This is a genomic window from Sphaerisporangium perillae (genome assembly GCF_023276435.1).
Lineage (GTDB): Bacteria > Actinomycetota > Actinomycetes > Streptosporangiales > Streptosporangiaceae > Sphaerisporangium > Sphaerisporangium perillae.
This window is the reverse complement of record NZ_JALLPO010000007.1, coordinates 1-11881: the sequence shown is the minus strand read 5'-3', so window position 1 is coordinate 11881 and position 11881 is coordinate 1. Positions and strand designations below refer to the sequence as shown.

The window sequence follows — 11881 nt, the reverse complement described above, 5'->3', positions numbered from 1 at the left end:
ATGAGCGACCGAAGCACACTCGACTGGACCGCCGAGCCCGACAGTCCGGTCCCTCCTCCGACGTGGGGACGGCGAGCTCCCGAGGCGCATGTGCTCCCGTGGGTCTTCGCCGCCCTGGCCGGCTTCCTGCTGATCGGCAACCTGCTGCTGGCTCCGCACCTCAACGCGCCCGCCCTGCGGACCTGGTCCACGATCTTCGTGGCGATCTGCGTGCAGGCCATCCCGTTCCTCGTGCTCGGGGTCGCGCTGTCGGCCGCCATCACCGCGTTCGTGCCGCCGTCCTTCTGGAACCGGGTGCTGCCGCGCCGCCCGTACGCCGCGGTGCCCGTCGCGGGCGTGGCCGGGCTCGTACTGCCCGGATGCGAGTGCGCGTCGGTGCCGGTCGCCTCCGGCCTGATGTCCCGGGGGGTCACCCCGGCCGCGGCGCTCGCCTTCCTGCTCGCCTCCCCGGCCATCAACCCCATCGTGCTGGTGGCGACGGCCGTGGCGTTCCCCGGCCAGCCGCTCATGGTCCTCGCCCGCTTCGCCGCCTCCCTCGCCGTCGCCGTGCTCGCCGGCTGGGTGTGGCAGTTCCTCGGCCGCCCGGGCTGGCTGCGCATCCCCGCCCCCGCCGCGCCTGACGGCGCCTCCCGGTGGACGGCCTTCCTGTCGGCGATGCGGCACGACTTCCTGCACGCCGGCGGCTTCCTGGTCATCGGCGGCCTCACCGCGGCGACGATGAACGTGGTGATCCCGCGGTCGTGGCTCACCTCGCTGGGCGAGATCCCCTGGCTTTCGGTGCTCGTCCTCGCCCTGCTGGCTGTCCTGCTGTCCATCTGCTCCGAGGCGGACGCCTTCGTCGCCGCCTCGCTCACGACCTTCTCCCCGACCGCCAAGCTGGCCTTCCTGGTGGTCGGGCCGATGGTCGACCTCAAACTGATCGCGCTGCAGGCGGGCACGTTCGGCCGGGCGTTCGCCGCCCGGTTCGTCCCGCTGACGTTCACGCTCGCCATCGTGGTCAGCGTGCTGGTGGGGTGGGTGCTGCTTTGAACCGCATGGCCCAGAGCCTGGTGCTCACCTTGGTGGGGGGCGCCCTCCTGCGCGTCTCCGCCTTCTCCACGATCTACCTGAACTACGTCAAACCCGGGTTCCGCCCGCTGCTCATCATGGCCGGTCTCGTCCTCCTCGCCCTGGGCGTCCTCGGACTGGTCCAGGAGTGGCGCAGGCCGTACGTCTCTCCCGGCCAGGCCGGGCACGACCGGCGGGACGGTCACGACCAGCGGGACGGTCACGACCGGCGGGACGGTCACGACCGGCGGGACGGTCACGACCGGCGGGACGGTCACGCGCACGGGCCCCGGGTGGCCTGGCTGCTCTGCGTCCCGATCGTGACGATCTTCCTCATCGCGCCACCCCCTCTCGGCTCGTTCGCCGCGGGGCGGGACGAGACGCCCCAGCCGCGTCCGACACCGCTCGGCACCTACGCCGCCCTGCCCCAGGGCGGGCCCACCGCCATGCCGCTCGGCGAGTTCATCGGCCGGGCCTGGGGCGAGGCGAGCCGCACCCTGGAGGACAGGCAGGTCAAGCTGACCGGGTTCGCGACCCCCTCGAAGAAGAAGGGGCAGTGGTACCTCACCCGGATGCGGCTGCGGTGCTGCGCGGCCGACGCGTTCCCTCTGAAGGTGACCGTGCTCGGGCTGCCGGCACCGCCCGAGGACACCTGGGTGGAGGTGACGGGCGCCTGGGTGCCCACCCCCTACGACCGGCTGCCGAAGGGCACCCCGGCCCCCGAGCTGAAGGCCACCGGCCTGGCGAAGGTCGCCCAGCCCGCAGAGCCGTACGAGTGACCCCCGCGGGCGCGGGCCGGGCGATCTCGCCCCCAGCGGCGATGGACCGGCCGCGTCCAGCGCGTGCGTAACGCAGGTGAGCGCTCCTACGGGCGGATCTCTGCCAGCGAGGCGACCGCCCGCTCCTCCAGCCGTACGGCGTGCTCCGCCCGCTCCGCGAGACGGGACAGCACCTCCGTCCGGCCCGCCGGCCCCAGCGGATCGGCGGCGGCGTACCGCTCGGGCAGCTTCGCCGCCTGTTCGTGCAGCTCCCTGAGCCGTGCAGCGCCCCGCACGCCACTCGTGCGCAGCAGCTCGTCCCGCTCCGCGGCGATCCGCCGGTAATCGGCGGGGATGCCGGCCTCGTCGATCGCGGCGCCGGCGAGCGCCGACCACGCCCGTCCCGCCTCGCGGTACAGCGTGGCGGCCTCGCCGGGAAGTCCGGGCACCACGTCCGCGGCCTCGTCCAGGAAGTCGGCGTAGAGCGGGCGCATCGCCCCGGGCGCCCCGTACTGGGCCTCCAGGCACTCGTGCAGGCGGGTCATCCCATGGAAGAAGGCCTCGGGATCGGCGAACCTGCGAGCCCACCCCTGCTTGCTCCTGAGGTCGCCGAGCTGGGCAGCCAGCTTGCGCATCCCGGACAGGCCGAAGTTGACGTCGAAGACGTTGCCCAGGACCGGGCCGGTCAGCTTCGCCATGGTGTCGGCGATGCTCGCCCGCGCCGCTCCGGACAGATCCGCGTCGGGGCCGTCCCCGGTGACGGAGATCAGATGATGCCGGGACTTCCCGACGCTGGACCACGCCGCCATGAAGTCGCTCAGCGGGAGCTCCTGCGGCTCCACGCAGCGGTCGTCGACGAGCACGACGTCACCGTCGAGCCCGATGACCGCCACCTCCAGCGGGTCGGGGAAGGGGAATCCCGGCCTCCAGGGCAGCGCGAACCGGCCGACGCGGCAGATGGCGGCCCGGCCCTGCGACAGGGTCTCGCGCAGGTTGCGCTCCGCCACCTTCGCGCTGCCGGTCCGCCTGACCTCGTGGGCGACACCCGCCCGGGCGAGCGCGAGCGGGATCATCGGCTCGGGGTGCGCCTGGGCGACGACCGTCACCATCGGGTGATGCCCCTCGTACTCGAACACGAAATACATGAACCCGATGCCGCCGCCGAGGCCCGCGAGCATAGGGTCGCTCAGCTCGATGCCGGCCCGGGCCAGGACGCGGCCGAGCAGCGCCGACTCGTGGTGGCTCCCCGCCCCGGACCGCGCGCGTCCGGGAGACACGAAATGCACCCGCGCGGGGTCGCCGGCGGTGACATGGCGCAGGGCCGTGGAGTAGGTCTCGCCCGTCCTGGCCATCCGCTCGCGGACGCGGCGCTTGAAGTGCTTGTGCTCGGTCATCGTCGATCCCTCGTGGCGGCACGCGCGCATAGCCCCACGCGCCGTGCACGCTCCGCCGTACGGGGACGGACGCTCACCGGCCTTCACGGTCTCGAGGACACAGATCCCCTGCGCCTCCGCTCGGCCGCGCGGCGTGGGCGTGCGGTCTGGAGGTCAGGCGCGAGACGGCGCCCCGGCCAGGCTAGCCCGGTGCCGGCCGAACCGTCCAGGCCAGGACGAACGCGTCTTATCGATCTCCTCGGCCGACTCGCGCGCGAGCGCCCGGCGGGCACCGCTATCGTTGATGTCGCACTGGAGGGTTCGCATAGTGGACGAGTGCAGCCGCCTTGAAAGCGGCCAGGTCGGCGACGGCCTCGTGGGTTCGAATCCCACACCCTCCGCCACAGGACTCGGCCCCGGCCCTCCGCGCCGAGGTGCTCAGAGGTGCGCGCCTCCGAATCCGTCACCCACCGAGGCGGCCAGGAGCAGGTAGGACTCCCGGGTGGCGGGCTGCAGGCGGTCGAGGTCGATCTCGGCGCCCTCCTCGAGGTGCGGGTCGTAGGGCACCCTGATGACGGCGCGGCAGCGGGCCGCGAAGTGGGCCTCCAGCCGGTCCAGGTCGACGGTCGACTTCGACCTCGGACGCACGCTGCACAGCACCACCGTCGCGTCCTTCACCAGGTCGGCGTAGTGGTGCGCCTCCAGCCAGTCGAGCGTCGCCGACGCGGCCCGCGCGCCGTCCACCGACGGCGAGCTCACCAGCACCAGCTGGTCGGCCAGGCCGAGGACCCCGGACATCGCCGAGTGGAGCAGTCCGGTGCCGCAGTCGGTCAGGCAGATGGAGTAGAAGTTCTCCAGCACCTGCGCGACCGCCTGGTAGTCGGCGGCGCTGAACGCCTCCGACACCGAGGGGTCGCGGTCGGAGGCCAGGATCTCCAGCCGCGAGGGGGCCTGCGAGGTGAAGGCCCGGATGTCGACATATCGCTTGATCTGCTGCCGCTCGTTCAGCAGGTCGCGCACGGTCGCCGACGTCTCCAGCTCCAGCTTGTCCGACAGCGTGCCCCGGTCGGGGTTGGCGTCGACGGCGATCACCCGGTCTCCGCGCACCGACGCGAGCGTCGCGCCGAGACCCACGGTCGTCGTGGTCTTGCCGACGCCGCCCTTCAGGCTGAGCACGGCCACCCGGTGGTGCCCGGTGGCGACGGGGGTGCGGGCCCGCGAGACCAGCTCGCGGCGGCGCCGCACCTCAGGGGACTCACCGGGCTTGATCAGCCCGGCGGACGCCTTGTAGACGACCTTCCGCCAGCCGCCCGCCGGAGCGTTCCTGCGGCCGCGCAGCAGGGACACCGGGTCGAGGCTGTCGGCCGTCTGCCGGACGCCGCCGGACGCCGCCTTGCCGGACGCCGCCTTGCCGCCCCCCGCTTTGCCGCTCGCCTGCTGGCGCGCGGGCGCGCCGAAGGCCGGCTGGAGGGACTGCGCCGGCGGAGAGGTCTGCCTGCGGCGCGGACGGTACGGCTCGCGCTCCTCGGGCGGCTCCTCCCGCGTCGCGGGCTCGCCGCCGGACGCCGCGGAGGGCGGCGCAGCGGGCGCGTGCGACGCGGCGGCAGGGGCCTGCGGAGCCTGGGCGCCGGTGGAGAACTCCGTGGCCTGGGGGCCGCGGGGGAATTCCGTGGCCGAGGAGGCGAGCGGGAAGTCGCGGGCGGGGGGCGGTGCCGGAGACGAGGGCTCGGAGACCGGGTGCGCCGCCTGCCGGCTCGCGAGCGGCGCGGGCAGGGGGACTTTCTCGGTCAGCTGCTCGTACAGCGCGTGCTCCGTCCGGGGCACGACGACGTCGTCGGTGTCGGCGCCCAAGGCGAAGGCGTTGAAGCGCTCCTGCTCGGGGTCGGTCTCGCCGGCTTCCGCGGTCTCGGCGGCCGGGATCGCGGCCTCCAGCCAGCCGCGTACGGGCTGGTCGCCGCTCGTGTCCGGTTCGGGCTCCGGCTCCTTGCGCGGCTTGGACGGCTTGGACGGCTCGGCCTTGCCGGTGCCAAGAGGGTCGAGGGTCGGCCAGCCGGAGTTCCCGCCGCCCGGCGGCGGCTCCGCCAGGGAGCCGAAGGTGAAGCTGTCGGTGTCGTCGCCGACGGTCTCCTTCGCCGGTGGGGCGGAGGCCGAGGAGGCCGCCGGGCGCTCTCCCAAGGCGCCGCCGGAGGAGGCCGGACGGTCGCTGAAGGCGGCGAACGCCCCGGAGGCGGCTGAACGCTCACCGAAGGCGCCCGAGGCGGCTGAACGCTCGCCGAACGCGCCGGACCCGGCTCCGGCCGGGGACTCGCCGAACGCACCGGAGCCGGAGGCGGCCGGACGCTCACCGAACGCCCCCGTCCCGGAAGCGGCGGGACGCTCGCCGAAGGCGCCGCCAGAGGAGACGGAACGTTCGCCGAACGCGCCGGAGCCGGGGGAAGCGGCGTCCGGCCGGGACTCCGTGCGGCCATCGGAACGGGTGTCGGAGCGGCCGTCGGAACGGGTGTCAGAGCGGGAAAGCGGCTCGGACGGCCCCGTTATGGGCGCGGCGAACGCGGCTCTGCCACGCCCTCCGGCCGGCGAGGACGATATCCCCTCGCCGGGCTTGGCCCAGGTGTCCAGCCGTTCGACGCCGGCCGGCCGCACCTCGCGCGTATCGCCCTCCGCGCGCTCTTCCCCGCCGTCGCCGGCCTGCGCGGCACCGTGCGCGGGATCGCCCGCGGCGCGGAACAGCGGCGACGCGGGCGCCGGGGACTCCGTCGGCACCATGGCCCAAGGGTCCTTGGGATACGGCGAGACGACGGTCTCGTCCGCGGTGACGGTCACCGCGACGGGCGCCTCCTCGTTCTCCTTGATGGCGTCGAGCCAGGCGAGCTGCTCTTCAAGGGAATGAGGATCCTCACGATCGTGTCTTGCCACCGTGTTCCCCCTCGGGACTGGGCTAAAGGGGCAGCAAATAGAATGAAGATTACCGCCCGCTACCACGAGCAACGTGGTCAACCGCCGACTTGGCTACCCGGATAGTTTGGTCGCATGCATGCGATCGTTGTTTCCCGGCCCGGTGGACCCGAGGTGCTGGAGTGGCGGGAGGTCCCAGATCCTCGCCCCACACGGGGCGAAGTGCTGATCGAGGTGACCGCCGCAGGGGTGAACCGCGCCGACCTGATGCAGCGCCAGGGGCTTTACCCGCCGCCGCCCGGCGCCTCCGAGATCCCCGGCCTGGAATGCTCCGGGGTGATCAGCGAGGTCGGCGAGGACGTCGAGGGGTTCGCCCCCGGCGACCAGGTGTGCGCCCTGCTGGCCGGCGGCGGCTATGCCGAGAAGGTCGCCGTCCCCTGGGAGCAGGTGCTGCGCGTGCCGTCCGGGGTCACGCCGGTGGAGGCGGCGGCGCTGCCCGAGGTCGCCTGCACCGTGTGGTCGAACGTCTTCATGGTGGCGCGGCTGAGGCGCGGCGAGACGCTCCTGGTCCACGGCGGCGCCAGCGGCATCGGCACCTTCGCCGTCCAGCTGGGCAAGGCGTTCGGGTCCCGTGTGGTCGTCACGGTCGGCTCGGCGGAGAAGGCCGCCCGCTGCCTCGAGCTCGGAGCCGACGAGGCGATCAACTACCGGGAGACCGACTTCGCCGAGAAGGTCAAGGCCGACGTCATCCTCGACATCATCGGCGCGAAGTATCTCGGCAAGAACGTCTCCGCCCTCAACACCGGAGGGCGGCTGGTGGTGATCGGGCTCCAGGGCGGCATCCAGGGCGAGCTCAACCTCGGAGCGCTGCTGGCCAAGCGCGCCTCCATCCACGCCACCGCGTTGCGCTCCCGCCCCGTGCCCGAAAAGGGAGTCATCGTCCGGGGAGTGGGCGAGAATGTGTGGCCACTGGTGAGCGCCGGCGCGGTACGGCCGATCGTCCACGCGGTGGTCCCGATGGCCGAGGCGGCGGAGGCGCATCGGATCCTCGAATCCGGTCAGCACATCGGGAAAGTCCTGTTGGCCAGGTGAGCTAGGTTGAATGTCATGAATGCTGAGGAGAGCACCCCGCATATCGTGGTCGTGGGCCCCAATGGTCTTTCGGTCGAGGGTGACAACGGCGAGCAGGAAGAACGCTCGGTCGCCGAGCTGGTGGAGCAGCCTGCCAAGGTCATGCGCATCGGCAGCATGATCCGTCAGCTCCTTGAAGAGGTCCGCGCGGCGCCCCTGGACGAGGCGAGCCGCAAGCGCCTGAAGGACATCCACCAGAGCTCCATCAAGGAGCTGGAGGACGGCCTCGCGCCCGAGCTGGTGGACGAGCTCGAGCGGTTGACCCTGCCGTTCACCGGTGGCGACGACGCTCCTCCCCCGAGCGACGCCGAGCTGCGGGTGGCCCACGCCCAGCTCGTCGGCTGGCTTGAGGGTCTCTTCCACGGGATCCAGACCACCTTGTTCGCCCAGCAGATGGCCGCGCGGGCGCAGCTCGAGCAGATGCGCCGCGCCCTGCCCGGCGGGATGTCCGGTGGCATGCCCCAGGACGAGCACCAGACCCATCGGAGCTCGGGCCCCTACCTGTAAGCCGGGGAACCCCTCACAAGGCCGCCGGTCAGCCGTACAGCTTCTCCAGGACCACGGCCACGCCGTCGTCGTCGTTGGCCGCCGTCACGTGCGTGACGGCGGCCAGCACGGCCGGGTGCGCGTTGGCCACGGCGTAGGACGTGCCGGCCCAGCTGAGCATCGGCAGGTCGTTCGGCATGTCCCCGAAGGCCACCACCTCGTCGGCGCCGACGAGGTGGCGCTCGGCCAGGGTCGCGAGCGCTGACGCCTTCGTCACCCCTTGGGCGCTCATCTCGATCAGTGCCCTGCCGCTGGAGTGGGTGGCCGTCAGCAGATCTCCCACGACCTCGTCGACGAGCCCGTGGAGCAGGTCGGGGTCCATGCTGCGGTGGAAGGCCAGGAGCTTGGCGCACGGCTGCGAGATGAGCGTGGAGGCGCCCACGTGGAGCCCTGACACGTCTCTGCTGTCCCAGCCGCCGAGCCGGAACCCGCTCTCATGGGCGAACCCGCCTTCGTACTCCACGGAGAAGCTGAGCTCCGGGATGCGCCGCCTGAGCCGGCCGACCGCCTCGGAGAGCACCTCGGGGTCGATGAGATGGGACTCGACGATGCGCTCGGTGTGCAGGTCGTAGACGAGCGCTCCGTTGGCGCAGATCGCGACGCCGCGCCGGCGCACCGCTCCCGCCACGTTGCCCATCCAGCGGGGCGGCCTGCCCGTGACGAACACAAGCGTCGCGCCCGCCTGCTCCACAAGGGCGAAGGCGGCCGACGTTCGGGGTGAGACGGTGCCGTCCGACCGCAGGGCGGTGCCGTCCAGGTCAGTGGCGACGAGTCTGGGGTTGACCATAACAAGCTCTAGTTTGCCCTGTGCCGGAGGGAGCTCGGCGTCAGCCCTGAGAGTAAAAGAATCTCGCCAGGAGGGGGAACAAAGGCCCTCTGATGGTGTTAGATGTGGTGGCGTTGTATTAGCTGAACCCGATGTGCAGAACCAGCTTGACTGTCTGAGCGGCCCCGGGAAGCTGTGCGACACAACCCGGGGTTCGCGAGGTGTGAACCCCAAGATCAATTGCAGGGAGAGCTTTAATGGCTCAGGGAACCGTCAAGTGGTTCAACGCCGAGAAGGGCTACGGATTCATCGCGCCGGACGGTGACGCTCCGGATGTCTTCGTGCACTTCTCCGAGATCGTCGGCAACGGCTACCGCAGCCTCGAGGACGGCCAGCGCGTCGAGTTCGAGGTCACGCAGGGACAGAAGGGCCCGCAGGCGTCGCAGGTCCGCGCCGTCTGACCACTGACACACAGAAGGCGGGGTTCGCATCGGCGAACCCCGCCTTCGTGTCATCTATCGACCTATTGTCCTGACAAAGCGGACATACGTCACAGAAGAGTGCGAGTAAGCCGCTTATCCCCGATCAGGGATAAGCGACTCCCCCGGCGAAGAAAGCACTACTTGACCGGCTCGAGGACGTCCAGTCCGACATACGGGCGCAGCGCCTTGGGCACCACCACCGACCCGTCGGCCTGCTGGTGGTTCTCCAGAATGGCCACGATCCACCGTGTGGTCGCCAGGGTGCCGTTGAGGGTGGCGACATGCCGGGGCTTCTCCTCGGCGTCCCTGTAGCGCACAGCGAGCCGCCTGGCCTGGAACTCGGTGCAGTTGGACGTCGACGTGAGCTCCAGATAGCGGTTCTGCGTCGGCAGCCAGGCCTCGCAGTCGAACTTCCTCGCGGCGCTCGTCCCGAGGTCGCCCGCCGCCGTGTCGATCACCCGGTACGGGAGCTCCACCTTGGCCAGCATCTCCTTCTCCCAGGCGAGAAGGCGGGCGTGCTCCTCCGCGGCGTCCTCGGGACGGCAGTAGGAGAACATCTCGACCTTGTCGAACTGGTGGACCCGGATGATGCCCCGCGTGTCCTTGCCGTACGACCCGGCCTCGCGCCGGAAGCAGGAGGACCACCCGGCGTAACGCCGCGGCAGCGACTTGCCGTCGAGGATCTCGTTCGAGTGGTAGGCGGCCATGGGCGCCTCGGAGGTGCCGACCAGGTAGAGGTCGTCGGCCTCCAGGCGGTAGACCTCGGAGGCGTGCGACCCGAGGAAGCCCGTGCCGGCCATCGCCTCCGGCTTGAGCAGCACCGGGGTGATCATGGGCGTGAAGCCGACCTCGATGGCCTGCTGCATGGCCATGTTGAGCAGGCCGAGCTGGAGCCGGGCGCCTGCCCCGGTCAGGAAGAAGAACCGGGCCCCGGAGACCTTGGCGCCGCGCTCGGTGTCGATCGCGCCGAGCATCTCGCCGAGCTCCAGATGGTCGCGCGGCGTGAAGTCGAACCGGGGCTTCTCCCCGACCTCCTCCAGCACCACGTAGTCGTCCTCGCCGCCGGCGGGGGCGCCCTCCTGGATGATGTTGGGCACGGCCATCAGCAGCTCGTCGAGCTCCTTGGCGAGCTTCTCGGCCTCGGCCTCGGCGCCCTTCACCCCGGCGGCGAGATCTTTGGCGCGCGCCAGAAGCGCGGCCCTCTCGTCGCCGGAGGACGTGGAGACCGACTTGCCGACGCTCTTCTGCTCGGCGCGCAGCGACTCGTAGGCGCTCAGCGCGCTCCGGCGGCGCTCATCCAGGTCGAGCAGCGCGTCGACGACGGAGTCGTCCTCGCCGCGGGCGCGCTGCGACACTCGCAGCCGGTCAGGGTCCTCACGAAGGGTACGCAGGTCAATCACGTAACAAAGGCTACCGATGTCCGAGCGGCGCTCGCGCGCCTATCGGGCCCCGATGTGATCTGTTACCCGAATCCGCAGAAGGCCCGTCGTTCAGGTCGGGGATGAATGCGGTCCCTTTCAGGGGATGACCCGCCGTCAGGCGGGACGAACTCAGAGCGCGTAGCGCGGATTCAGGAGGTCAGGTGGCGCGGCGCGGGTGTTCGATGTACTGCTTGGTGATCGTCGCCGCGGCGATCAAGATTTTGCTTGAGGGGCAGCGGCTCACCGCTGCGACCGTGGCCGCCGGGCCGGCTGGACACGGCATAAACGACTGTGGAGGGCAGGTAAGACCAGGGAAGGCAACTCCGACCCAGGCTCCGCCCGGAACCTACGACGCGCAAGCGGCGTAGCGGAAGCAGTAAAAACCCCACGGCGACGTGGGGGAATCCCCGGCGTTCACGCCGAGGAGGAGGTCAAACCCTGCCTGTGCGGATCCTGGTGATCCAGTCGGTGGCCTCGGCGAAGTCGGTCTCGGCGGTGCCCCTCTTGAGCTGCGGCGACAGCCGGTCGGCCCGGGGGTAGCTGCCGAGGAAGCGCACATCGGCGCAGAGCCGGTGCAGGCCCGAGAGCGCCTCGCCGACGCGGGCCTCCCCGACGTGGCCCTCGGCGTCGAAGTGGAAGAAATAGCGCCCGATGCCATCCCCGGTCGGCCGCGACTCGATGCGGGTCAGGTTGACCCCGCGCACCGCGAACTCGCTCAGCATCTCGAGCAGCGCGCCCGGGTGGTCGTCTTGGAGGTAGGCCACCAGGGACGTGCGGTCGGCTCCGGTGGGCTCGGGCAGCGGCCCCGGCCGGGAGACCTGGACGAACCTGGTGACGGTGTCGTCGCGGTCACCCATGCGCGAGGCCAGCTCGACCAGCCCGTAGTGCTCGCCCGCGATGGCCGGGCCGATGGCCGCGTCGTACGGGGAGTCCTCCATGGAGACCTCCTGCGCGGCGGCGGCGGTCGACGGCGCGGCGATCACCACGGCGTCGGGCAGCTCGCGGGCCAGGAAGTTGCGGCACTGCGTGATCGCCGCGGGATGGGTGTACACGCGCTTGATGTGCGCCATCTCGGTGTCGGGCCGCACGAGCAGCGAGAACTCGACGGGCAGCAGCAGCTCCGCGGTGATCAGGAGCGGTTCTCCCCAGGCCAGCTCGTCGAGCGTGACGGTGATCGCGCCCTCGACGGAGTTCTCCAGGGGGACGACCGCGGCGTCGGCCTCGCCGGTGCGCGCCGCCTCCAGCGCCGCCGTGACGTTGGCACAGGGCAGGCGCTCGGCGTCGGGCTCGAGGATCCGCAGGGCCGCTTCACAGAAGGTGCCCTCGGGTCCGAGGTAGGCGAGTTTCGGCATACCAGAAGGCTACCCGCCTCCCATCACCGTCCACCCGGCATATTTACGGCTTCCCCCAGAACGCACCAGACACAACCCCAAACCCCCCCCCACCCCGTGCCCCCCCCCCC

General features: G+C 71.4%; 10 protein-coding genes and 1 tRNA gene. 6 read left to right on the top strand and 5 right to left on the bottom strand.

The window, feature by feature from the left end:
* Positions 1 to 1029, top strand: a complete 1029-nt coding sequence (locus MYF83_RS08330) for a permease (RefSeq protein WP_248959641.1) — start codon at positions 1 to 3, stop codon at positions 1027 to 1029.
* 5 nt (positions 1030 to 1034) lie between these two features.
* Complete coding sequence (locus MYF83_RS08325; protein WP_248959842.1) at positions 1035 to 1826, top strand: TIGR03943 family putative permease subunit; 792 nt, start codon at positions 1035 to 1037, stop codon at positions 1824 to 1826.
* An 86-nt stretch (positions 1827 to 1912) separates the two neighbouring features.
* On the opposite strand, the gene MYF83_RS08320 is transcribed toward MYF83_RS08325, so the two are convergent.
* Positions 1913 to 3199, bottom strand: a complete 1287-nt coding sequence (locus MYF83_RS08320) for a BtrH N-terminal domain-containing protein (RefSeq protein ID WP_248959640.1) — start codon at positions 3197 to 3199, stop codon at positions 1913 to 1915.
* Positions 3200 to 3492: 293 nt separating this feature from the next.
* Here MYF83_RS08320 and MYF83_RS08315 point away from each other — a divergent pair.
* Positions 3493 to 3582: transfer RNA gene (locus tag MYF83_RS08315), tRNA-Ser, on the top strand.
* 34 nt (positions 3583 to 3616) lie between these two features.
* On the opposite strand, the gene MYF83_RS08310 is transcribed toward MYF83_RS08315, so the two are convergent.
* Positions 3617 to 6094 carry a MinD/ParA family ATP-binding protein gene (locus tag MYF83_RS08310; protein WP_248959639.1) on the bottom strand — a complete coding sequence of 826 codons (2478 nt, stop codon included), beginning with the start codon at positions 6092 to 6094 and terminating at the stop codon, positions 3617 to 3619.
* Positions 6095 to 6208: 114 nt separating this feature from the next.
* On the opposite strand from MYF83_RS08310, the gene MYF83_RS08305 reads away from it, so the two are divergent.
* Together MYF83_RS08305 and MYF83_RS08300 are read left to right on the top strand one after the other, a co-directional pair.
* A complete protein-coding gene (locus MYF83_RS08305; RefSeq protein ID WP_248959638.1) occupies positions 6209 to 7165 on the top strand; it encodes an NAD(P)H-quinone oxidoreductase in 957 nt (318 codons plus the stop codon).
* Positions 7166 to 7180: 15 nt separating this feature from the next.
* Positions 7181 to 7711 (top strand): bacterial proteasome activator family protein, encoded by a 531-nt coding sequence (locus MYF83_RS08300; RefSeq protein WP_248959637.1) that lies wholly within the window; start codon positions 7181 to 7183, stop codon positions 7709 to 7711.
* A gap of 28 nt (positions 7712 to 7739) precedes the next feature.
* On the opposite strand, the gene MYF83_RS08295 is transcribed toward MYF83_RS08300, so the two are convergent.
* The gene (locus MYF83_RS08295) at positions 7740 to 8537 is read right to left on the bottom strand and encodes an HAD family hydrolase (RefSeq protein ID WP_248959636.1); all 798 of its coding nucleotides are present in this window, start codon (positions 8535 to 8537) and stop codon (positions 7740 to 7742) included.
* Positions 8538 to 8773: 236 nt separating this feature from the next.
* Here MYF83_RS08295 and MYF83_RS08290 point away from each other — a divergent pair, with 236 nt between their 5' ends.
* Entirely contained in the window at positions 8774 to 8977 is a 204-nt protein-coding gene (locus MYF83_RS08290) for a cold-shock protein (RefSeq protein WP_189164413.1), read from the top strand.
* A gap of 158 nt (positions 8978 to 9135) precedes the next feature.
* Here the strand turns inward: MYF83_RS08290 and serS are convergent, their stop codons facing one another.
* Together serS and pheA are read right to left on the bottom strand one after the other, a co-directional pair.
* Entirely contained in the window at positions 9136 to 10398 is a 1263-nt protein-coding gene (gene serS / locus MYF83_RS08285; RefSeq protein WP_248959635.1) for a serine--tRNA ligase, read from the bottom strand.
* Between the two features lie 452 nt (positions 10399 to 10850).
* Positions 10851 to 11771, bottom strand: a complete 921-nt coding sequence (gene pheA / locus MYF83_RS08280) for a prephenate dehydratase (RefSeq protein WP_248959634.1) — start codon at positions 11769 to 11771, stop codon at positions 10851 to 10853.
* Positions 11772 to 11881: the final 110 nt, after the last annotated feature.